Origin of the sequence: Blastomonas sp. AAP53, from assembly GCF_000331245.1 — a bacterium.
Lineage (GTDB): Bacteria > Pseudomonadota > Alphaproteobacteria > Sphingomonadales > Sphingomonadaceae > Blastomonas.
Genome location: NZ_ANFZ01000009.1, coordinates 303,206 through 326,177, shown reverse-complemented (window position 1 = coordinate 326,177; position 22,972 = coordinate 303,206). Strand labels below are relative to the sequence as shown.

Sequence of the window (22,972 nt, the reverse complement as noted above, 5' to 3'; positions counted from 1 at the left end):
GCGGGGCCCGAGAGCCTTTTTCCCTTCCCTGCACCCGAATGCGTCCATAAGAGCGGGCGGATGAATCGCAATCCGCTCGATGTCCTGCAAGAAACTTTCGGCTTTTCCGCCTTTCGCGGGGTGCAGCAGCAGGTGGTGAGCCGCGTGCTCGACGGGCAGAACACGCTGGCGATCATGCCCACCGGGGCCGGCAAATCCCTGTGCTATCAGCTGCCCGCCGTCGCCCTTGACGGCTGCTGTGTCGTCATATCCCCGCTCATCGCGTTGATGCACGACCAATTGCGCGCAGCCCAGGCGCTGGGCATCCGCGCCGCCAGCCTGACCTCGGTCGATGCCGACTGGCAGCAGACGCAGGACCGGTTCCGCGCAGGCGATCTGGACCTGCTGTATGTCGCCCCCGAACGCGCGAGTTCCGAAGGATTCCGCAACCTGCTGGGCTGCGCTCCGATTGCCCTGTTTGCCATCGACGAGGCGCACTGCGTCTCCGAATGGGGGCACGATTTCCGGCCCGACTATCGCTTGTTGCGCCCATTGCTCGACAGCTTTGCCGATTGCCCGCGGCTCGCGCTGACCGCCACCGCCGATGAGCACACCCGCCAGGATATCCTCAAGCAACTGGGCATCACGCCCGATGGCATGATCATCGCCGGGTTCGACCGGCCCAACATCCGCTATGCCATCCATCCGCGCGATGGATTGACCCGGCAGATCGGCGACCTCGTCTCGGCCAATCCGGGCCCCGGCATCGTCTACGCGCAAACCCGCGCGGCGACGGAAAAGCTGGCCGAGCAACTGGGGCGCGATGGTCGCCGGCAGGTGCGCGCCTATCACGCCGGCATGCCGCCCGAAGAACGCCGCGCCAATCAGGATGCCTTCATCGCCAGCGAGGACATGGTGATGTGCGCCACCGTCGCCTTCGGCATGGGGATCGACAAGCCCGACGTGCGTTTTGTCGTCCATGCCGGACTGCCCAAGTCGATCGAGGGCTATTACCAGGAATCGGGCCGTGCGGGACGTGATGGCGAACCTGCCGAAGCGCACCTGTTCTGGGCAGCGGACGATTTCGCTCGTGCCCGGATGCGCATTGCCGAAATCGAGCCGGAACGGCAGCAAGGCGAACGCACGCGCATTTCCGCCTTGGGAGCGCTGGTCGAAACCGGCGGATGCCGCCGCGCGGTATTGCTGCGCCACTTTGGCGAGGATCCACCCGAACAATGCGGCAACTGCGACAATTGTCTCACCCCCCCTGCCAGCATCGACGCAACTCAGACCGCGCGCAAGCTGCTGTCTGCCGTGTACCGGACCGGACAGAGCTTTGGCATCGGCCATCTGGAATCCGTGCTGCGTGGCCAGTCGAACGACAAGGTGCAGCAGCGCGGGCATGACCGGCTTTCGGTGTTCGGCATCGTCAATGATGACGAGGCGGCGCTGATCAAGCCCGTTGCCCGTGCGCTGCTGATTCGCGATGCGCTGGGCACGAACGAACATGGCGGGCTGATGCTCGGGCCGCAGGCGCGTGCGATTTTGCGCGACGAGGTGCAGCTGCCGCTGGTGCTGCCGCCCAAGCGGACGCGCAAGGGCAAGCGCGGCGGCGATACGTCCAATCCCGTCAGCAATCCGCTGTTCGAGGCCCTGCGGGCCTGCCGCCGCGATCTGGCGCAGCAGGCTGGCGTTCCGCCCTATGTCATCTTCCACGACAGCACCTTGCGCGAGATGACCGAACGCAGCCCGGAAACGCTGGACGCGCTTTCGCGCATATCCGGGATCGGCACGCGCAAGCTGGAAGCCTATGGCGAAGCCTTCCTGCAGGTGATCCGCGACCATATCGGCTGACCGGGCCTCGCGCCTGCGCGAATTTATTGACATGATGTATGTCAAAATATAGCCTTCCGACCAATTGGTCAGGAGAGGACATCGCGATGCCGCAGCCGTTTACCGTTCTCAACGAGGTGTTCCCGGGCAAGCCCGAAACCATGGCAGGGCTGATGCAGCCTGGCCCCGATGGTCCGATCTTCATGATCAACCTGCTCAAGTTCAAGGACAAGGCGGAGTATGAAGATGGCCGCGAGACCGATCTGACCGGGCGTGAGGCCTATATGATCTACGGCCGGGCAGTGTCGCAGCTCCTGCCCAAATTCGGCGGCGTCGCGATGTTTGCCGCCGACGTCACGTTTCTTTCGCTCGGCCAGGTCGGTGAACTGTGGGACGAGGTCGCGATCGGCGTCTATCCCAAGCGGGGTGACATGGTGCGCATGTCGATGTCGGATGAATGGCGCGAGATCGCGGTGCACCGCAGTGCCGGGCTCGACGGGCAATTGAACATCGAAACCGTGCTGTCGGCAGAAGCGATCAACATGCCCTGGCTTCAACCGCTCCTCGAACAGATTGGCAGCAAGGGGTGACAGATGCGGAGCATGGCGGTAAGCGATTTTACATGAACGATTCATCTCCAGCCCGCCATCCCGATGGGCGCAAGCAACGTAGTCAACGCAGTCGCAAAGCCATTGTCGATGCCATGCTCGAACTCATCATGGGTGGCAAGATGGAGCCCAGCGCGGCTGAAATTGCCGAACGCGCGGGCGTCAGCGCGCGCACGGTGTTCCGCCATTTCGAGGAAATGGACAGCCTCTACAGCGAAATGACCGAGCGGATGGAGGCAGAGATCATGCCAATCATCCAGCAGCCGTTCACCGGCGACGGGTGGCGCTCGCAGCTCGAACAACTGCTCGATCGCCGCGCCATCATCTATGACCGGATCATGCCGCTGAAGATTGCCGCGAGCATCCGCCGGTTCAGCTCCGAATATCTGATGCTGAACTACCAGCGCTTCCTGCATCTGGAGCGTACCGGGCTGGAAGGCGTGCTGCCGGAAAATATCCGCAGGGATGCGACGCTGTTTTCCGCGGTCGAAATGTGCGCTGGCTTCCAGACATGGCGTCGCTTGCGGCAGGACCAGAATCTCAGCATCGATGAGGCCGGCAAGGTCGTGAAGCTGACGATCGCCCGGCTGGTGGATTGATCTTGCCACGCGCGCTACCGGCTCTGGTCTGCGCGCTGGCACTGGCGGCCTGTTCAGCAGGTTCACAGCCGCCCGACGCACCACCAGCCATCATGCGCAAGTGCCCAACGGCCGAATTCGAGCAGGGGAAGTTTGTGACCCTGCCTGGCGGTTCGTATCTCAAGGGTGCCGATCCGCTATACCCCGAAGAAAGCCCTTCGATGCGGCTGCGGGTCGATGGCTTTGCGATACAGGCCCATGAGGTCACCAACGACCAGTTCGCTGCGTTCGTCAAAGCCACCGGCTATGTCACCGAAGCGGAAAAAGCGCTGGCCAGCGATGATCCTGCAGCAGGCTCTGCACTTTTCGTGCGGGACAAGGCCGGGCTCAACGGGCGCTGGGTGCTGCGCAAGGGCGCAACCTGGCGCACGCCCGAAGGGCCGGAAACAACAATCCAGGGCAAGGGACGCCATCCGGTGGTGCACGTGACGCTGGCCGATGCCCGCGCGTATGCGGACTGGGCAGGCGGCCGTCTGCCAACCGAAGAAGAGTGGGAATATGCCGCGAGCCTCGGCCTTCCCGACCCTGGCAATCGCTTTTCAGGCGCTGTCGAAGACAGCGGCAAACCCCGCGCCAATCACTGGCAGGGTGTCTTTCCGGTCAAGGACCTGGGCGTGGACGGCTTTTCGGGAACGGCACCCACAGGCTGCTTCCCGGCAGATCGCAACGGCCTGCATGACCTGATCGGCAATGTCTGGGAATGGACCGACAGTCCGGCGGACGATGCGCACATGATCATCAAGGGCGGAAGCTGGCTGTGTGCCGCCAATTTCTGCGCCCGTTATCGCCCGGCGGCCCGCCAACCGCAGGAAAACGACTTTTCATCGAACCATATCGGCTTCCGCATCATCCGCGACGCCGCAGCGCCAGCAGCAGGAACAGCGCAATGATCGGCAGTGCGACCAGTACGGCATAGCTTTCCGGCGGGTGATGGCCTCCGGATTTGAGCGCCCAGAAGTTAAGCGCATGCAGACCCCGCTCGAGCAGCAGCAACGCCAGCGCCAGTGGCACCAGCGCACGATATCGCAGTGCCACCGCCAGCATCATCAGACCCCATGCGATCTGCGTGGCGCCTGCCCATGCGAAGACGCCGACAATCCGTTCACCGCCATGGGTCAGATCGATTCCGGCAATAATGCCCGCGCCGCCATCGGGCAGGAACACGTGAATGCTGCCCGGGATGACCGCCAGCACCCCACACAGCGCCAGAAACCGGGACGGTGCGGTCGGTGCGACAGAACTGTCGGGCGCGGGCAGCAAATCGGCCATCAATTGGGCCAGTAGATATAGGGGTCGCCCTTGTTGAACTTGACTCCCAGCGGCTTGTCGATCGCCACCGGTGCTTCGATCGTGTGCGGATACAGCGGCCTGCGTGCGCCCTTCTGGTGCTTGTCGAGCAGGGCTTTCAACTGCGCGACCATGGCCGGATTGCTGGCGGCCAGGTCGCGTTTCTCGGTGGGGTCCTGCCTCAGGTTGAACAGCCAGGTCTTGCGCGGTCGCTCGGTTACCTGCAGCTTCCAATCGCCCTGGCGGACAACCCGGTAATAGGCGCTCTGCCAGAAGATCGCATCATCGGGTCGCTTGCCGACGGGGTTGGCCGGATCATCGCCCAGAAGATCGACACCATCGATCTGAAGGTCTGCCGGCATCGCGGCACCGCCTGCCTTGGCGAAGGTGGGCATGAGGTCGATATGCGCCACCGGCGTGTCGATCCGGGTGCCCGGCTTGATCCGGCTTGGCCAGCGCACGAACATTGGTACGCGAATGCCGCCTTCGAACAGCGTCAGCTTCCATCCGCGATAGGGGGCGTTGACCTGTGGCAGTCCGATATAGCCGGCACCGCCATTATCGCTGGAAAACACGATGATGGTGTTGTCGTCGAGCCCCTGCTCCTTGAGCGACGCCATGATCCGCCCGACGCTGCGGTCGAGCGCGCGCACCATAGCGGCGTAAACGCGCAGACGGTGCGGCTTGATGTCACCGACCGCCTCATAATCGGCCTTGGTCGCCTGCAGTGGCGTATGGACATTCCAATGTGCCAGATAGAGGAAGAACGGGCGGTTGCGGTTTGCCTCGATCACCTTGATCGCCTCGTCGGTCCAGTAATCCGCCAGATAACCCTTGGGCTTGAACCAGTCTGAGCCATTGTAGCTGGTGGCATATTGCATCCGCGCCCAGAGGAACTTGTCGATCGGGTCGAAATCCAGCTTGGCGTTGACCGTGTACGGATCGTCTTCGGGAAGGTGCAGGGCGCTCGCCATCAGAAGGCTTTCATCGAACCCTTGAGCATTGGCGCTGAACTCTGGCCCGTCGCCCAGATGCCATTTGCCGATATGCACACTGTGATAGCCCGCCGGCTTGAGGATTTCGGCAATCGTCCGCTCGCTGCCGGGCAGGCCCTGCCCGTCAAAACTGGGCGCACCTTCGACGACGGCTTCCTTGTAGGTCAACGGCGGCAGGCCTGAATCCATTTCCGCAGACAGCGCCGACACAATCCGACCCATGCCATCGGGGGTCGGCGTAAACTCGAAACCGGTACGGGTCGGATAACGCCCTGTCAGAATCATCGCGCGCGATGGCGCGCAACTCGCGGTTCCGGCATAGGCATTGGAGTAGAGCGCGCCTTCCGCTGCCAGGCGATCGATATTCGGCGTGGGCACGCGCCCGCCCGCGACACCGCCACCAAAGGTCGAAATGTCGTTGATCCCCAGATCATCGGCCAGAATGAACACGATATTGGGTGGCCGCTTGTCTGCCGGCAAAGCCGGTACGTCAGGCCCTTTCTGCCATGCAACCGCACGGTTGGGGGCGACGTCGTGCTTGCCGAAATGCGATGCGGCAAACAGCAGCACGGTGCTCTTGTTGAACCACGCCCAGGTCCCGCCGGCGATCAGCAGCACCAGAAGTGCCAGGAACGCCTTGCGGATCATGCCGCCACCTCGTCAGCGAACAGGACCTCGCATCCGCTGCCTGCAAGCAGACCGTCAAGCGCATCGCGCGCCTCTGCCGAAAGCGCGTCACGCGCCGCGCGCAGCGTCATCAGGCACTTGGCCTGATAGGGAAACACCGGTTGGGTCCACCGTGCGCCATCGATCTCGGTCTCGAAATCGCTCTGTCCGGAAGCGGCGGCGTGAGCATTGGCGATCAGGAACGGCACATAGACGCGTCCGATCTCGCCCAGCAGCTCGCCAAGATGCTCGGCCAGCGCATCTTCGGCCAGCCAGGCGCCGTCGGGCAGGCCGGACAGATCCTCTACCCGGTCAAGCCAGGCGCGCAGGCGCGGTGCGCTGCTTGCCATGAGCTGCGCAGGCGTGGGGTCGACAATCCCCAGTTGGGTGAGCTGCGCATAAATGGCAAAATCCGCCGCCGAAGGCCGGGTGCCGAGCGCAAAGCCGGTGCGCGATACCATGCGGTCCAGAATACCGATCAGCCGGAGGTAACTTGCCTCGATGATCGGCGCGGTGACATCGTTCGATCCGACGACATACAGCCGGTCGATCTGTCGCTTGGCAAATCCATCCGCCATCTGCCGTGCGGTGTCATCGGGATAGGTTGGGTTCTGCCAGAAGATCAGCAGCGGCCCGGCGTTCGCAGCGTCCTCGGCGTAATGCCAGCGATAGTGGAACATCGCCTTGGTCATCCACTCATCGGCAAAATCCTCGATCAGCAGGTCGAGAAAGGCGAGCAGCTCGTGATCGGGCAGCACCGAACGGCCCTGATATTCCGCCTCGAGTCGGCGGATGATCGGCGTGGAATCGACCATCGCCTCGCGCGCATCGCCTGCGCCGAAATAGAAGGTGGGGAGCAATTTGACCTTGGGCACCGGATAGCCCGGCGGGGGCTGCATATGGCTGCCCCAGATCATCCGGTACGGAATGGCGCGATAGCGCAGCAGCGCCAGCATCTTGCGCGTATACGGAGAGCCTGGAGCCCCCAGCAGTTCGACAGCATGCATCCTGATCTCCACCGTTATTTTTATTGGCAGAGGCTATGTCAATATGCGGAGGAGGTCAAGCAGGCCAGGCCTTGCGGCGACGCCGGATCCAGCGCACCGCCCCGTACACCAGCAGCACGATGGCAATGCCCCCTGCCAGCAGGTACCAAGCATAGCGGGCAGCCATTTTCCGCACGGTGTTCTTGGCGATCTGCTGTGTCGAATCATAGCCAGCCGGCATTTCCAGCACACCATTGCGCCGGGCATAGGCGCGATAATCCTGCATCAGCTCGTCGAACCTGGCAGGCTCGGCCTTGCGAAGATCCCGCGTCTCACCCGGGTCGCTCGCGATATCGAACAGCCGCCAGACACCATCGCCATAAGGCGCAAGGTTGCGCACCAGCTTGTAGCTGCCCTTGAAGAGCGCTGCGTTGCCCGACACTTCGAACCCGACCGCGGTGTCAGCAGAACGCACCGTTTCACTGGCTCCGCTCAGCAAAGGCACCAGCGACGATCCATCGAACGCCTGGTCCTGCGCGGTTCCCCCGGCCAACGCGAGCAGGGTCGGCGCGATATCGCTGACCGTGGTCATCGCCGCGCTCGGCTCTGCAGGCGCAACCCCCGGCCCGGCAATAACCATCGGAACATGCAGGCCCCCTTCACTGGTATAGAATTTGAACATCGCGCCGGGGGATGCGGCAGCATTGGCAAACTCTGGCCCGATGAAGGCGTAAGTCCCCTTCTCGCCCCAATTGTCGGCAGAAACGCTGTAGCCATTTGCGCGGGTCCACAGCTCCATGGTCGCAGATGTCGCCATCGGATCGCTGGGCTCGGGACCGTTGTCGGAGGTGAACACGAACACGGTGTTGTCATATTGGCCAGTGCGCTTGAGATACGCGACCAGCCGGCCGATGTGATGATCCATGGCCTCGATCATGCCGGCGTTGATCGCCATATGGCGGGCGAACAGCGCCTGCTCGCCTTTTGACAGACTCTCCCAGCGGCGCAAGCTCTGCAGCAGTTCGGCCAGCGGAGCCCCTTGCGGGATCAGGCCAATGGCCTGCGCACGCTGCCACCGGGCCTTGCGCATCGCCGCCCAGCCTTCGCGATAGGTATCGGCGTATTTGCGCGTGAACTCTTCGGGCGCCTGCACCGGGATGTGGATGGCCTGGAAGCCGATGTATGCGAAGAACGGCTGCTGCGCATCACCGGCATCGATATAGTCGATCATCCGATCAACCAGAAAGCGCGAGGAATAGAAGTCCTTGGGCAAGGTGGCAGGTTTGCCATCCTCGAACCACGGCGCGGTGGCGTAATAGGGGATATAGGATTTCTGTTCCCAGTTGTCCGCGCCCGAGGCATCGAGCACGAACGACCGGTCGAAGCCGTGTGCGTTGGGCAGGTCGCCCTTGCCGCTGCCCAGATGCCATTTGCCGGTCATGTAGGTCCGATAGCCGCGCTGGCGGAGCCGCGTGGAAATGGTCGTCACACCAGGCTCGAAGCTGAGCGAATAGCCCTTCTTGCCGACATGTTCCTTGGGGATCACCTCGGGAATGGTCGAGACGCCGGTACGATGGTTGTCCAGCCCGGTGAGCAACATGGCTCGCGAAGGCGAACACAGCGGCGAGGTATAGTGGCGCTTGAATATGCGCCCGCGGATGGCAAGCGCCTCAATATTGGGCGTATGAGCCTCGCCCCCGTAAGTCCCCAGGTCCATCAGGGCGAGATCGTCGGCGAGCAGGACGACGAAATTGGGTGGTTTTCCCGGCCTCGCTGCAGTTGGCAGTGACGCGTTAGCTAAATCTGGACGTGGTGGCCCTGCCGCCGGAGGCCCCGCCGCCGCCACCGCTACCGCTACCGCCATCGCCACTGCCGTCGCCATCATCGCAATTGGCTTCAAACCGGACAACGCACCTCTCCCAATGTGCCAGCAGCACAAGGCCACATTTTGACACAGGCTATGACGGTTTATTGTCCAGCGCAAGGGCCGGGTTGAAGCGTCAGACTTTGGGTTTGAACACCAGCGAGGCAGTGACGGGGACAGCGCTGCTGATTGCCGGCAGGTTGGCGATCGCCCGAAGCTTTTCCACACCCTCGCCCAGGCCTACCGCTGCAGCATCAAGGATCAGCGGCGCGGCAGTCTCTACAAGAACGGTATCGCCCGCGAGCCGCGTGACCATCAGCCGCGCGTCAATGCTATTGGTCGTTCCATGCAGGTCCAGCGTCACGGGCACCGTCATCGCCTTGCGCTCGCCGGGTTTGAGCCCGCTGATCGTCGCCGGATCAATCTTGGCGGTCAGCTTGGCCTGAGGAAAGCTGGCCACTTCGAACAGCATCTCGCGCATCCGTTCGTTGCGCACATCGACGCCTGTGTCGACGCTGACCAGATCGATGTCCACGCCCACCGTCCCATCGGGTTGCACCGACCCTTCAAGGCTCTTGAAACTGTGGGCTTCGCCGACATTGCCCCCCTTGACCGAGACGAACGCGACATTCGATTGGTCGGCTGCGAGTTGCCACGCGCCAGCAGGCAGAGGCGCTTCGGCCTTGTCTTCGGACGGTGTGCAAGCGTTCAGGGCAAGAGCGGGCAACAAGAGCAAGGCAGGAGCAAGCGTGCGGATCATTAGGGGAACCTCCAAACGACGGAAAGTTCCTGTTATTTATCCGCCCTTGGCGGCGCTGTCACGCGGTCAAGCGCGCAGTTTCTCGATGCTGCCAGTGCTGATCTGCGGCGGGCTCGACTGACGGAACCGTTCGAGGCTGATCGGCATTTCAAACTGCAGTCCGGTGCGGTCATCGATCGACCAGCGCACCTCGGCGCGCACCTTGATGTTCGCACCGAGTGCGACCTCAAACTGCGTACCCGGCGGCACATCCCACAATCCCTCGATCAGCGCACCCCCCGGAGAGATGTTCTTGATCTTGGCGGGGTAGCAATATCCATCGTGGTAGATCCCGATCGTGCGCAACACCTTGTAGCGGGACTCACGGCTGTGCTTGTGTCCGATCGGCTCGACATGGCTGTCGAGACCCGCCAGCCGCTCGTTCGCCTCGGCCAGACCCACAGGCTTGCCATAGATATAGCCCTGAACGTGGCTGCATCCAAGCGAGCGAATGAGTTCAAGCTCGTCAACGGTTTCAGCGCCCTCGGCCGTGGTCTCCATGTTGAGCGCCTCGGCCAGCGAGACGATGGAGCGAATGATGGCGCTGTTGGTGCTGCCGGCCTGCGCGGCACCGCGCACGAAGCTCTGATCGATCTTGATCTTGTCGAACGGCGCGGTGCGCAGATAGCCCAATGCCGAATAGCCGGTGCCGAAATCGTCGAGCGCCAGTCGGACGCCGATGCCCTTCAGACGCTCGAAGATGCGCGTTGCATCCAGCTTGTCATCCAGGAACACGCTCTCGGTGATTTCCAGCTCGAGCCGCTCGGGCTCCAGCCCGCTCTGCGCCAGGGCATTGAGCACAATCGACGGAAAGGCGGGGTCAGCGAACTGGATCGGGGACACATTGACGGCAATACGCACCTGACGCGGCCATGCGGCAGCATCGGCGCAGGCCGTGCGCAGCACCCATTCGCCCAGTTGCATGATCAGGCCCGATTCTTCGGCGATCGGCACGAAGACGCCGGGGCTGATCGGGCCGCGCACCGGGTGGTTCCAGCGCGCCAGAGCCTCGAAACCGCTGATCGTCTCGCTCGCCACGTTGATCACCGGCTGATAGGCGACGCTCATCCCGCCTGCCTGCAGGGCAGCACGCAGTTCGCCCTCCAAGGCCCGCCGTTCATGCGCGACCTTGTGCATGTCTTCGCTGTAGAAGCGCCAGATGCCGCGTCCGTTTTCCTTGGCGGAATACAGCGCAAGATCGGCATTGCGGATCAGCGTTTCGGCGCCCGGATGCTGCAGCCCATCGGCGATGGCAATGCCGACCGATGCACCGATGACGATCTGGTTGCCCTCCACCATATAGGGGTGGCTCAGGTTGACGATGACCGACCGGGCGATATCCGCCAGCCGATCCTCGCTGATGATCCCCGGCAGCACGACCTGGAATTCGTCACCGCCCAGCCGGCCGACCTCGCCACTTTCACCAATGGTGCGCTTCAAGCGCTCGGACACCTGCTTCAGCAGCGCATCGCCAATCGGGTGGCCCAGCGTATCGTTGACCTGCTTGAAACGGTCGAGATCAAGCAGGAACAGCGAACACGGGCTCGGTTCGCCGCGATGACCAATCAGGGCCTTCTCGAACAGTTCCTTGATATACAGGCGGTTGGCCAACCCCGTGAGGTTGTCATAACGTGCAAGCTGGGTGACCGCCTCGTGCGACCGCCGGACCTCGGTGAGATCGGTTCCATGGCCGCGGAAGCCGACAAACTGGCCAAGCTCGTTATAGAACGGCGCACCCGACAGCGACCAGGCGCGCTCTTCTTCCGACTGGGCCACACGGACCGCCAGGTCGCTGAACGCCGTGCGCGCGGAGAAATGAAAGTTGAACGTCCGTTCGCTGCCACCGCCTTCGGCCCCCGGCGAACAGATCACCGAGCTGAGCGGCTGGCCGATGATCGTGCCAGGGTCGGCCTCGATCGCGGTTACCGCCTCAGCGCTGATATAGACGATGCGGCCATGGCGATCGGTTTCCCAGAACCAGCCGCGTCCGGACTTTTCATAATCGGAGAGCAGATAGCGGGCGCGCTCGTTGTTCAGCTTCTGCTGATCGAGCGCCGCCTCCTCCTCGCGATCATCCTTGCTGCGGATCATCGCCACCAGCAGCATTGCAGGCAGAAAGACCAGCGTGCCCACGGCAAAGCGCAGATCCCCGCTAGCCAGCAGCACGCCCAGGCTTGTGGCCATGCTGACCACAAACATCATCGTGCGGTGCGGCACAATGACGGCCAGCGTGGGCAGCATCGCGCCCAGCAGCGCCATCATGCCCACCAGAATGCTGGCTTCGGACGCATCAGCTACCAGGCTGACCAGAGCGAAGGCAAAGCTGGTAGAGGACGCGCACACGACGCCTGACAGCAGGTTTGGAAATCTGTTGCCGACCGTATGGCGTGCCCTGTCACTGCGTGACGGCAGGTAAATCCACAGGTCGATCAGCATCGAAAGCGTTGCCGTGACCATGAACGGCACCGTCATCACTTCGAGCGAAAAACCGGTGGCCGCAAACGCCAACAACATGGCGACCGATCGGACGCCCATCACAATCGGCCACAGCGCGCAGATTGCCAGCAGCGATCGCGCAGACAGCAGGCCAGCGGCTGGCGCCTCGCCCGATACCAAGTCTGATTGCTTCTGTCCGAACATCGAGGATGCCATAGCGCTGCGCGATTAGCAAAGCGTTACCAACGCCCGGCAAGACAGCGCGAAACCTTGTAAAATCGGGCATTCTGGACGATGCGTCGTCCCCTGGCTGGCCATTGCACAGCACGGTGCACACCCCATATTCCGCCTATGGCTACACTGCGTGATTCCATCGGAACCGAAATCCGCCGCATCTTTACGGAACCGGGTGGCCAACCCATCGAAATCTCGCGTGAAGACCCTGGGCTGTTCGGCCAAGGTTCGGTCTGCTGGCAGGTGCACGGCGACGTCACATCGATGATGATCGGCGGAATAGCATCGTTACTGCTCCAGATGCTGGAGCCCAAGGTTCTGGCCGGTGTCTGGGATCATTCGGTGTTCCGCAAGGACATGCGCGGGCGTCTGCGCCGAACGGCAGCCTTCCTGGCGCGCACGACCTACGGCGACCGTGCGCAGGCCTTGGGCGAGATCGCGCGCATCCGCCGCGTGCATGATCACGTCCGCGGAACCCTGCCGGATGGCACGCCCTATCACGCCAATGACCCGGAGTCGCTGGCCTGGGTTCATGTGACCGAAAGCCTCTGTTTTCTCGATAGTTATATCCGCTACCGCAAACCGCACATGAGCTTGGCGGAGCGGGACCGCTATTTCGTCGAAATGGCGCAGATCGGCCAGCTGCTGGGGGCTGATCCGGTGCCGCTGACCTACCGCGAGGCGCAGAAGATCGTTCTGCAGGCACGCCCGCGTCTGCGTTTTGATGCCCGCACCCGCGAGATAGCAGATCTGCTGATGCGCCAGCCACCATCGTCGCCCGGCCTCGCTCCGTTTCACCACATGACCATGCAGGCGGGTGTCGACCTGCTGCCGCGTTGGGCCCGATCGATGCACGGTCTTTCGATCTCGCTGCCCGCCCGTCTGGCGGTGCGAGGAGGCACCACTGGAATGGCCGCGATTACCCGGTGGGCGCTCTCATCAGGCAGCACAGTGCGCAGTGGCGGGGCCTGAGTGACCGGCTAGCGGGGTCGAAGAGCTCGGCCTGCGACCGCATCGAGCCGTGCCAGCAGTTCGGGATCACGGACCTCCGGCGCGGTGATGAGCGCAAAATCGAGGCAGGTGTCGATCGGGCTGGCCTCGCGCCGTTCCGGCAGCGCCTTGGCCAGTTCCATCACCATCTGCCGGGCCTTGGCCGAATTGCTGTTCATCTGTGCGATGATCGCGCCGACCTCGACATGCGCTTCGCCCTCGCGCCAGCAGTCATAATCGGTCACCATGCCGACAAGCGCGTACGGAAGCTCGGCCTCGCGCGCGAGCTTGGCCTCCGGCATCGCCGTCATGCCGATCACGTCGCATCCCCAGGCACGGTACATATGGCTTTCTGCCCGGCTGGAAAACTGCGGGCCTTCCATTGCCAGATAGGTACCCCCTTCATGCACCGGCGCGCCTGCTGCGCGGGCTGCGGCTGCCGCATGACCGGCCAGCCTCGGGCACACAGGTTCGGCCATCGAGACATGCGCCACCATGCCGGTGCCGAAAAAACTGCTGGTGCGGCCGACAGTGCGATCGATGAACTGGTCCACCATTACGAAGCACCCCGGCGGCAGCTCCTCGCGCAGCGACCCGATGGCGGAAATGGCCAGGATGTCGGTGCATCCCGCGCGCTTGAGGACATCGATGTTCGCCCGGGCATTCACATCGGTCGGGCTCAGCCGGTGCCCCTTGCCGTGGCGCGGCAGAAACACGAAGCGATGGCCATGCAGCGCGCCGATCACAAGATTGTCCGAGGCCTCGCCAAACGGGCTGTCGACACGGATCGATTGGGCGTTTTCAAGACCGTCGATCGCATACAGGCCCGATCCTCCGATCACGCCAATGGTCCATTCACTCATCGTCCAAGCCCCTCAAAACCGGTTCTACCCGGAACTAAAGCAGGCGACAGCAGGTGCAATACCTAATCTTTGGCCCTAATCCTGGGAGAGCGAGGAAATCCATTCGCGGATCAAAGCGACCCCCTCATCATGCACCATCGAGCGCCCGACCTCGGGCATCGCGACGCCTGGCTCTGTCGAGGACATGCGGTGGACCATGATCGAGCGATCCGGATCACCCGGCGCGATGGCGAAATCATGCCCGCCGCTCCCCCTGCCGGCAGCGACCGGGCGCTTGTAGATGCCGGTTGCGACGCGGTCGGACGCTGCATCCGCATTCAGGAACAGCCCCGAATTGCTCGCCGATCCGGCGGGGTTGTGGCAGTGCGCGCAATTGGTCATGAGATAGGCGCGGGCGCGGGCGTCGAGCGATCCGGTGGCGGGGTCGTTCCACACCGGGCCATTATTCACGACCGGAACCTTCGGGAAGTTCGCCTGACTGCGAAAGCGCCTCAACTCGCCGAAGGTCAAATCCATATTGGGAAAATACGGCCCGATAGGGGTGACACGGCCGTTGTTCGCGTGGCATTCCTTGCACTGGTTCTTGTTGGGCACGGCATAGCTGATCTGGACCTTATCGCCCGATGGCTTGGTCACTGCTATCGGCAGGCGGGTGCCGGCGACTTTCAGGTCGGCATCGGTCAGATCCGCGTTCCAGACATAGGGCAGCGCCTCCCAGCCGCTCGCCCGACGCAGAAGGACACGAGTTTCGATCGGCCTGAAGTCTGCGCCGCTGCCATAACCGAATGTCTTGATCAGCGCGCTGCCGACTGGAAACTCGACATCTGCATTTTCCTTTACCTGCGCGCGCGATCCTGCAGGGATATACATGAAGCGCTGCTTGTCCGCGTAATCGGAGAACAAAGGTGTGCGCAGGGCGTAACGGATGAGCGCGCGGTTAGGGGTAGACACGCCCTTGCCTGCAAAAAAGCCGAATTGAGAAAGCTGGCGCGGAAGTCCCGGGTCCACGATCACACTGTCGTTTACTGGGTCCGGCAAAGGTTGCGCGCCCAGCAGCGCCGCAGCAGCCGCGACGGCACCGATGGCCCTCAATGCAATCACCGGATTGCAGCCTCCATCGCCGCCGGCATCACGATTTTGGGAAGCCTGGGCGCCGCATCGCCGGTCAACTGGGCAAGCGAAGGCTGCGCCGTTTCGATCGGCTGGTCGGCACGGGTCATGCCCAGGTTCAGTACCGGCACATCGTCGCTGGACACAATGCTCGCCCCCGCTCCGCCAACGCCATCCCAGATGATCGGGGGAACGCTGCCGCCAAACGCGGCCGCCAGCATTTCGCCGCCTGCAAATTGCGGAGCAAAGCCGGTCTTGCCATGCGCGTTGTCGCTGATGCGAACGTTGCGAACCATCGGCTGGTACTGAGGGTCATCGAATGTCTGGCGATAGCCGATCACCATGATGTTCGACGAACCGTTGCCCTCAAAGACGTTATCGAAAATCTCTATGTCCCGGTTGGCCATCACCATCACGCCAGTACCCGTCGGAACGCTGGCGACGATATTGCCCTTGGGTGCGAAATTGGGGGTGTCGTTCACGACCACCAGATTGTCGAACACCCGGACATTGTGGCCGCCCTGCTGCGGCAAGTTCGGCAGATCGAACACCAGGATGCCACCTGTGTTCCTGGTCGCGACATTGTCGTGCACATCGGCGTTGAAGCAGTTCTCGATCTCGATCCCGGCGACATTGAAGCGCGCGATCGAATCCCGCACGATGATGTTGCGTGACTGGCCGACATAGATCCCGGCATCCGACGCCCCGATCACCAGCACCGAATCGATCAGCACATTTTGCGATTCCACCGGATAAATGCCATAGGCACCGTTGGTTTCCTTGGGCCCGCCGGTCCATTCGACGCGGATGTTGTGATAGACGATGTTGTCCGCGCCCTTGGACTTGATCGCGTCGCCCTTGCTGTCTTCGACCGCAAAGTCGCGCAGCACCACATTGTCGGACGTGACCAGTAGCCCCTCGCCTGCTGCGAGCTGTCCGGCAAAGCTGAGCACCGATCGATCGGGCCCTGCCCCCTTGACGGTCACCCCTGCAACGTCGAGCGAAAGCCCATCGGTCAGCTCGAACCGGCCATCGCCCAGCAGCACGACATCGCCGGGCTGCGCCATGATCAGCGCTTCCTGTAATCGTTCCTGAGCGCCAGCGCCCGATGCGACAACGATATCCTTGGCCGCCAGCGGGGTCGCCAGCGCCAATGCGGCCAGTGACACAAATGACAGTGACCGCACAGGCAGTGACATTGGGCCTGCAAATTTCCGCTTCATGCTCATCCCTCTCCGGGTTATTACCCGCGTGCCTCATTCGTCGCAAACCCGTCTTCAGCGGGCCTTGATAGCAGGCTAGTCGCAACAAGGATGGAGAACAATATGCGCATGCTGGCATCCGCCACAATTCTGGCCGCAGGCCTGCTGGCCGGCGCCGCGCCAGTCCAGGCATCAGCATCGATCCAGGGCCAGTGGTACACCAAGGGCAAGCGCGCAGTGGTGACAATTGCTCCATGTGGCGCAAACATGTGCGGCCGCATCACGCGGTTCATCGAACAACCGAAGGACGGCGTGACCACCGATGTCAACAATCCCGACCCGGTGCTTAAAAAGCGCAAGCTGGTGGGTCTGCCGATCCTCACCGGCTTTGTAGCGGATGGAAACAAGTGGCGCGGTAAGATCTACGATCCGGAAAGTGGCAAGACCTATCGGTCGATCGTCGGCCCCGGCAAGAGTGGAACGCTCAGCGTCGAGGGCTGTATTGCCATGTTCTGTCAGGAACAGGTCTGGACACCCGCAAAGTAACCGCAGTCAAAATAAAACAACCGTTACATTTTGGCAGTGCTCGTGTCATTAAACCGTAACGTTGATATTTGTTTATGACGGGTCGGCGCGTAACTTGCCTCAAAGCCGCTGCCGACCCGTCGCTTCGCCCCTGCATCCGGTTGCGACCCGGCAGGCTTGAAGATGGTGGTTCAATGAATTTGTCCTCAGACCATCAATCGCGATCGCCCGGGCGTAGGGCGATATCGCTGACGTAACGATCCGCCTGCCACAGCAGCGAAACAGTGGCCCGCAGGCCCTTTTTGTCCGACCGCCAATAGCCTGCATCCCGCAGTTTCACGGCCAATTCGCGCAGGCGCTGGCGTGCAATCGCAATGTCCTCGTGCGTCCGCCCACTGCCCGCCTGCTCCAGGGCAGCCGTCAACCGTTCACTGGCAGCGACAAAGGCCTGCTCGTCGGCAGCGGATATGGCACCCTTGTGGCTATCCCCGGCTTTGGGGGGATTGCAAGATGGCACAGGGAATCGAGAGGCAGGATTGGACATACCCTGCCTCTAGAGAAAATTGCGCTGCGTTGTAAGTTTATTACCGTAACCCGAACGTATGTAACTAACGCCTCATCGCAGCGTCACAGTTAACCGGTGTCATGCCCCGCCGGGAGCCTTCAACAGACCCGGCATGATGATATCCAGGGTATGATCCGCGTAATCGTCGCGCATCTGTTCCGTAACATCGCTCAAGCCAAAGCAATGATGCAGAACCAGCCGCGCCGAAAAGAAACGGTCGGCAGCGCCCGTGACTGTAAAATAGAACAGTTGAGGGTCGATCGGACGAAACAGCCCCTTGTCCACGCCCTCGTCGATCAAACGCGTATAGGCATTGGAGATCGGCCGCAGATAATCGTCCGCGATCTTGCGCGACACTTCAGGAGCGGCATCGCGAACCAGACGCATCAGCAGGCGGTTGAGGTACGGAAATCGGAAATAGGTGCTGATGACCGCGCGAATGTGTACCCGCAGCTTCTCGTCCGGCGCCAGATCCTTGGCCAGCAGCGCGTCAAGGCTGGTGACGATATTGCGCATGTCCCGCTCGAGCAGCGCCAGCATCAACCCCTGCTTGTTGCCGAAATAATATTTGACCAGCGCACTGTTGAGCCCCGACCGCAATGACAGTTCACTCAACGACAGATCGACAGTGTCGCCATCCCGCATGATCTGGCTGGCAGCCTCGATCAACTGATCACGGGCATTGGGTTCGCCTTGCGGCGCGGGTTCATTCATAGACGGGTTCATCCCACCACGGATAGAATTGCGGCATGTCGGATGCAACCCGGTCAGGATAGCTCGCGGCACGTTTTTCAAGGAAGCTCGAAATGCCCTCGGCAGCATCGCCAGAGCGCGACCGGGTGTAGATGGCGCGGCTGTCAATCCGGTGCGCGTGCATTGGATGCGGCGCGGAGGGCAGCCGCCACAGCATCGCGCGGGTGAGCGCAATCGACACGGCAGCCGTGTTGTCGGCAATTTCGCGGGCCAGTGCGGTCGCTGCAGGCAGAAGATCCTCGGGCGCATGAACCGATCGTACCAAGCCCCCGGCGAGCGCCTCATCGGCACCGAACACCCGCCCGGTCATGCACCATTCCAGCGCCTGCTGATAGCCGACAAGGCGCGGCAGAAACCATGAGGATGCAGCTTCGGGCACGATCCCGCGCCGGGCAAACACAAAGCCGAACCGAGCGTTTGTCGAGGCCAGCCGCATGTCCATCGGCAATTGCATCGTCACGCCGATACCGACGGCAGCACCGTTGATCGCACCGATCACAGGTTTCTGGCACTGGAAGATGCGAAGGGTAAGCAGCCCGCCACCATCGCGCACGCGAGGGTCGGACAGGTCGGTGACGGGATCGTCGCTCGAAAACGGTCCGCCGCCGCTGTCCGGGGTCAGATCAGCGCCAGCGCAGAACGCCCTGCCCTCGCCTGTGACAATCACTGCCTTGACCTCGTCGTCGGCGTCGATCCGGTCGAAGGCGTCGATCATCTCGGTGCACATCACATTGGTGAAGGCGTTCATCTTTTCGGGGCGATGAAGCGTGATGGTCGCGATGCCCCCTGCAACGTCGTAGCGAATGGTCGTGTAGGCCATGATGCAATCCCGAAAAGAAGCGGCCCCGCCCGGTACGCCGGGCGAGGCCTGTGTCACATCAGCGCGGTGCCATGCGGATGCCGCCATCGAGGCGGACGTCTTCACCGTTGAAATAGCCGCATTCGATCATGGTCATGGCGAGCTGCGCATATTCTTCCGGATTGCCCAGACGCTTGGGGTAAGGCACCGACGCGCCCAGCGCATCCTTGACCTGCTGCGGTGCGGCAGCGAGCAGCGGCGTGTTGAAGATGCCGGGCAGGATGGTGTTGACGCGGATGGCCTCGTTCGAAAGATCGCGCGCAATCGGCAGGGTCATGCCGACGACACCACCCTTCGATGCCGAATAGGCGGCCTGACCGATCTGCCCGTCCTCGGCTGCGACCGATGCGGTGTTGACGATCGCGCCGCGATCACCGTCTGGAAGCACGTCGAGCGTCATCATGCCGGCAGCCGACTTGGCGATGCAGCGGAAGGTGCCGACGAGGTTGATCTGGATGATCCAGTTGAACGCATCGAGCGGGAAGTGCTTGATGCTACCGTCTTCCTTCGAGCGGCTGGCGGTCTTGATCGCGTTGCCGGTGCCAGCGCAGCACACCAGGATGCGCTCCTGGCCGATGGCGGCACGCGCCTTGGCGAAGCCTGCATCCACGCTGGCATCGTCGGTCACGTTGACTTCACAGAACACGCCGCCGATTTCATTGGCGAGTGCGGTGCCCTTTTCTTCCTGCAGGTCGAAAATCGCGACCTTCACGCCCTTGGCTGCAAGCGCGCGCGCGGTGGCCGCGCCAAGACCGGATGCGCCGCCGGTGACGACGGCAGAAATGCTGGAATCGAGTATCATCAGATGTCTCCTGGAATGGATTTGAAATTCATCCCTCCCCTGGTCGGAGAGGGGCAATCAGCAGGACCGACGGAATGGCTTCGGGGTGACCGCGTCCCTCCCGGACGCTTCCCCTCCGCCGTTCCGCGGTCCCCCTCCCCGCAATGGAGAGGATTTCGTTGAGCTCAGCTCAGCCGTTCGATGATCGTGACGTTGGCCTGGCCGCCGCCTTCGCACATCGTCTGCAGGCCGTATTTGCCGCCGCGCGTTTCCAGCGCGTTGAGCAGCGTTGCCATCAGCTTGGTGCCCGATGCGCCGAGCGGGTGGCCCAGGGCGATCGCGCCGCCATTGACGTTCAGCCGGTCATGGCTGGCACCCAGATAGGAGAGCCATGCGAGCGGAACCGGAGCGAACGCCTCGTTCACCTCGTACAGATCGATATCGTCGATCTTCATGCCCGCACGCTTGAGTGCGCGTTCCGTCGCAAACAGCGGCTCTTCGAGCATGATCACCGGATCGCCCGCCGTCACCGAGACGTGATGAATGCGCGCGCGCGGCGTCAGGCCATGGTCCTTGAGGGCCTTTTCAGACACGATCAGCACGGCAGAGGCGCCGTCGCAGATCTGGCTGGCGTTGGCAGCCGACAGCAGGCCGGTTTCGGTGATCCGCTTGACCCCCGAAATGCCTTCCAGTGTGGCGTCGAAGCGAATGCCTTCGTCGACCTTGTGCCATTCCTTGCCGTCGGCAGTTTCGATCTCGACCGGCACGATCTCGTTATCGAACGCGCCCGCCTGCGTCGCCGCCGCAGCACGGCGGTGGCTTTCGAGCGAATAGCTGTCGAGCTGCTCCTTGGTCTGGCCGTGCTTCTTGACGATCATTTCTGCACCATCGAACTGGCTGAACATCACGCCAGGGAATGCTTCTTCAAGCCGCGCCGACTTGTAGTTGCCCAGGCCAGCCTTCATGAACAGCACCGCCGGCGTTCCCATCGGAACGCGGGTCATGCTCTCGATGCCGCTAGCCAGAACGATATCCTGCGTGCCGCTCATCACTGCCTGGGCTGCAAACTGCATCGCCTGCTGCGAGGAACCGCACTGGCGATCGATGGTGACGGCGGGGATGCTGTCGGGCAGCTTCGATGCCAGCACCGCGTTGCGGCCCAAGTCCATCGTCTGCTCGCCGCCCTGGCCGACGCAACCGGTGATCACGTCCTCGATCGCCTTGGGATCGAAATCGTTGCGCGCAGCGATCGCATCAAAAACGGCCGCCCCCAGATCGACCGGGTGAATTCCGGCCAGACGCCCGCCGCGGCGCCCGCCTGCGGTGCGCACCGCGTCTACGATATAAGCATGAGCCATAAGGTCTCTCCTGTATGAATAACGACACTATTGGTGACGCGCCGATTGCGACTCCGACACGGGTTTAATCGAACGGTTAAACCGGCTTGCAACTTACGTCAACGGAAAGGAGCTCGGCGAAGGCTGCCCGTTCCCCCTTCTGGGAGAACGGGCTGCTATGCTTACGCCATCGCCTTTTCGCGCTTGACCGTGATCACCTGGGGGTAGGTGAACTCGAGCAGGCCTTCCTTGCCATATTCGGCGCCAAAGCCTGACTGCTTGTGCCCCGCGAAAGGCGCGAAGGGCGAAAGGTGCAGGAACTCGTTGACCCATACCGTGCCGGTTTCCAGCTGTTCGGCCACGCGCACGCCCTCTTCGGGATTGCTGGTCCATACAGCGCCCGCCAGGCCGTAATCCGAAGCATTGGCGCGCTCGATCGCCTCTTCGACGGTCGCGAACTTCATCAGCGGCATCACCGGACCGAACTGCTCCTCGGCCACGATGCGCGCATCCTCGGGCGGATTGTCGAGGATGGTGATCGGCACGTAATAGCCGGGGATCGACGGGTCGTGATCGCCGCCGACCAGGAACTTATAGCCATTGTCCTTGGCATCCTTGATCAGCTCGAGCACGCGCTCATACTGTTTCTTGTTCTGGATGGGCCCTACGGCAGTCCCCTGCTCCGCACCATCGCCCACCTTCACATGCCGGGCATATTCGGCGATCGCGGCGGACAGCTCGTCATAGATATCCTCGTGGATATAGATGCGCTTGGCCGCGACGCAGATCTGGCCGGCGTTGGTGAAGCTCGACCAGAACAGCTGCTCGGCGACCTTCTTCACATCCGCATCGGGCAGCACGATCGAGGCATCGTTGCCGCCGAGTTCCAGCGTGATGCGCTTGAGGTCTTTCGAGGCGGTTTCCATCACGCGCTTGCCGGTCGCGGTGGAGCCGGTGAAGGTGATCTTGTCGATGTCCGGGTGCGCGGTGATCAGCGGGCCAAGATCATCGCCGCCAGTAATGACGTTGAGCACGCCTGCGGGGACTTCACTGGCGATCAGTTCGACGATGCGCAGCGTCGCCAGCGGCGTGAACGGCGAGGGCTTGAGCACCATGGTGCAGCCTGACAGCAGAGCGGGGACGATCTTCTGCACCGCCATCATCACCGGGAAGTTCCACGGCACGATACCGCCGACCACGCCAACGGGCACGCGGCGGGTGCGCGACAGGCGCGTTTCGCTGTCCTCGTTGATCTCGTCTTCCAGGCTCAGCGTCGACTGGGCTGCGGCCATGCCTGCAGCACCATAGATCTCGCCAGTTGCCTGCGCATGCGGCTTGCCCTGTTCGCTGGTCAGCAGCCGCATCAATTCGTCGGCATTCTCCTTGATCGCGCCGGAAATCTTCATGATCACCGCGCGGCGATCGTCGATCGGAGTCTTCGACCATGTCTTGAACGCCGTGCGCGCAGCCGCCACAGCCCGATCCAGCTCTTCCTTGCCGCAATCGGGAACCTGGCCGATCACCTGCTCGTTCGCGGGGTTGACGACGTCGAGCCACTTGCCGGGCTTTTCGAGCTGGCCGTTGATGAGAACGCTGTACTGCTGAACCATCGTAACATTCCTTTCCTGTGAAGTGTCCCCGGTCCCCTTGGGAGGCTTGCGG

At 62.4% G+C, this 22,972-nt stretch carries 21 protein-coding genes; 6 read left to right on the top strand and 15 right to left on the bottom strand.

Annotated features, from left to right (window positions below; genetic code table 11):
* Positions 1-60 precede the first annotated feature (60 nt).
* From recQ to D618_RS0108455, 4 genes are all read left to right on the top strand, one after another.
* Entirely contained in the window at positions 61-1,833 is a 1,773-nt protein-coding gene (recQ, locus tag D618_RS0108470) for a DNA helicase RecQ (protein WP_017671076.1), read from the top strand.
* A gap of 86 nt (positions 1,834-1,919) precedes the next feature.
* Positions 1,920-2,402: a hypothetical protein gene (locus D618_RS0108465; RefSeq protein WP_017671075.1), complete on the top strand. Its 483-nt coding sequence runs from the start codon at positions 1,920-1,922 to the stop codon at positions 2,400-2,402.
* A gap of 113 nt (positions 2,403-2,515) precedes the next feature.
* On the top strand, positions 2,516-3,019 hold the full coding sequence (locus tag D618_RS0108460; protein ID WP_017671074.1) for a TetR/AcrR family transcriptional regulator: 504 nt from the start codon (positions 2,516-2,518) through the stop codon (positions 3,017-3,019).
* A gap of 134 nt (positions 3,020-3,153) precedes the next feature.
* Positions 3,154-3,948: an SUMF1/EgtB/PvdO family nonheme iron enzyme gene (locus D618_RS0108455; RefSeq protein WP_238550624.1), complete on the top strand. Its 795-nt coding sequence runs from the start codon at positions 3,154-3,156 to the stop codon at positions 3,946-3,948.
* Here D618_RS0108455 and D618_RS19015 read toward each other — a convergent pair.
* The 6 genes from D618_RS19015 to D618_RS0108425 all read right to left on the bottom strand — a co-directional run bounded on the left by D618_RS19015 (position 3,905) and on the right by D618_RS0108425 (position 12,295).
* Positions 3,905-4,327, bottom strand: a complete 423-nt coding sequence (locus D618_RS19015; RefSeq protein WP_017671072.1) for a hypothetical protein — start codon at positions 4,325-4,327, stop codon at positions 3,905-3,907. The genes D618_RS0108455 and D618_RS19015 overlap by 44 nt on opposite strands.
* Positions 4,327-5,988, bottom strand: coding sequence for a sulfatase (locus tag D618_RS0108445; RefSeq protein WP_017671071.1), 1,662 nt, complete (start codon positions 5,986-5,988; stop codon positions 4,327-4,329). The genes D618_RS19015 and D618_RS0108445 overlap by 1 nt, the downstream gene beginning before the upstream one ends.
* On the bottom strand, positions 5,985-7,013 hold the full coding sequence (locus tag D618_RS0108440; protein ID WP_040370478.1) for a glutathione S-transferase family protein: 1,029 nt from the start codon (positions 7,011-7,013) through the stop codon (positions 5,985-5,987). Before D618_RS0108440 ends, D618_RS0108445 begins: the two co-directional genes overlap by 4 nt.
* A gap of 55 nt (positions 7,014-7,068) precedes the next feature.
* Positions 7,069-8,856 (bottom strand): arylsulfatase, encoded by a 1,788-nt coding sequence (locus D618_RS0108435; RefSeq protein WP_081590491.1) that lies wholly within the window; start codon positions 8,854-8,856, stop codon positions 7,069-7,071.
* Positions 8,857-8,992: 136 nt separating this feature from the next.
* Entirely contained in the window at positions 8,993-9,616 is a 624-nt protein-coding gene (locus D618_RS0108430) for a YceI family protein (RefSeq protein ID WP_017671068.1), read from the bottom strand.
* Between the two features lie 66 nt (positions 9,617-9,682).
* Positions 9,683-12,295, bottom strand: coding sequence for an EAL domain-containing protein (locus D618_RS0108425; RefSeq protein WP_026091452.1), 2,613 nt, complete (start codon positions 12,293-12,295; stop codon positions 9,683-9,685).
* A gap of 147 nt (positions 12,296-12,442) precedes the next feature.
* Between D618_RS0108425 and D618_RS0108420 the strand changes: the two genes are divergently transcribed.
* Positions 12,443-13,297 (top strand): oxygenase MpaB family protein, encoded by an 855-nt coding sequence (locus tag D618_RS0108420; RefSeq protein WP_017671066.1) that lies wholly within the window; start codon positions 12,443-12,445, stop codon positions 13,295-13,297.
* An 8-nt stretch (positions 13,298-13,305) separates the two neighbouring features.
* Here D618_RS0108420 and D618_RS0108415 read toward each other — a convergent pair whose 3' ends face one another.
* From D618_RS0108415 to D618_RS0108405, 3 genes are all read right to left on the bottom strand, one after another.
* Positions 13,306-14,178 (bottom strand): S-methyl-5'-thioadenosine phosphorylase, encoded by an 873-nt coding sequence (locus D618_RS0108415; protein WP_017671065.1) that lies wholly within the window; start codon positions 14,176-14,178, stop codon positions 13,306-13,308.
* A gap of 75 nt (positions 14,179-14,253) precedes the next feature.
* The gene (locus tag D618_RS0108410) at positions 14,254-15,279 is read right to left on the bottom strand and encodes an SO2930 family diheme c-type cytochrome (RefSeq protein WP_026091451.1); all 1,026 of its coding nucleotides are present in this window, start codon (positions 15,277-15,279) and stop codon (positions 14,254-14,256) included.
* Positions 15,276-16,487, bottom strand: a complete 1,212-nt coding sequence (locus D618_RS0108405) for a parallel beta-helix domain-containing protein (protein WP_026091450.1) — start codon at positions 16,485-16,487, stop codon at positions 15,276-15,278. Before D618_RS0108405 ends, D618_RS0108410 begins: the two co-directional genes overlap by 4 nt.
* 126 nt (positions 16,488-16,613) lie before the next feature.
* Between D618_RS0108405 and D618_RS0108400 the strand changes: the two genes are divergently transcribed.
* Entirely contained in the window at positions 16,614-17,036 is a 423-nt protein-coding gene (locus tag D618_RS0108400; protein WP_152414604.1) for a DUF2147 domain-containing protein, read from the top strand.
* Between the two features lie 193 nt (positions 17,037-17,229).
* Here D618_RS0108400 and D618_RS19680 read toward each other — a convergent pair whose 3' ends face one another.
* From D618_RS19680 to D618_RS0108370, 6 genes are all read right to left on the bottom strand, one after another.
* Positions 17,230-17,559: a hypothetical protein gene (locus D618_RS19680; RefSeq protein WP_152414603.1), complete on the bottom strand. Its 330-nt coding sequence runs from the start codon at positions 17,557-17,559 to the stop codon at positions 17,230-17,232.
* A gap of 99 nt (positions 17,560-17,658) precedes the next feature.
* Positions 17,659-18,294 (bottom strand): TetR family transcriptional regulator C-terminal domain-containing protein, encoded by a 636-nt coding sequence (locus tag D618_RS0108390; protein WP_017671060.1) that lies wholly within the window; start codon positions 18,292-18,294, stop codon positions 17,659-17,661.
* Positions 18,287-19,153, bottom strand: coding sequence for a crotonase/enoyl-CoA hydratase family protein (locus tag D618_RS0108385; RefSeq protein WP_017671059.1), 867 nt, complete (start codon positions 19,151-19,153; stop codon positions 18,287-18,289). The genes D618_RS0108390 and D618_RS0108385 overlap by 8 nt, the downstream gene beginning before the upstream one ends.
* A gap of 58 nt (positions 19,154-19,211) precedes the next feature.
* Positions 19,212-19,994, bottom strand: a complete 783-nt coding sequence (locus D618_RS0108380) for an SDR family NAD(P)-dependent oxidoreductase (protein WP_017671058.1) — start codon at positions 19,992-19,994, stop codon at positions 19,212-19,214.
* A gap of 164 nt (positions 19,995-20,158) precedes the next feature.
* On the bottom strand, positions 20,159-21,331 hold the full coding sequence (locus D618_RS0108375; protein WP_017671057.1) for an acetyl-CoA C-acetyltransferase: 1,173 nt from the start codon (positions 21,329-21,331) through the stop codon (positions 20,159-20,161).
* 161 nt (positions 21,332-21,492) lie between these two features.
* Entirely contained in the window at positions 21,493-22,920 is a 1,428-nt protein-coding gene (locus D618_RS0108370; RefSeq protein ID WP_017671056.1) for an aldehyde dehydrogenase family protein, read from the bottom strand.
* Positions 22,921-22,972: the final 52 nt, after the last annotated feature.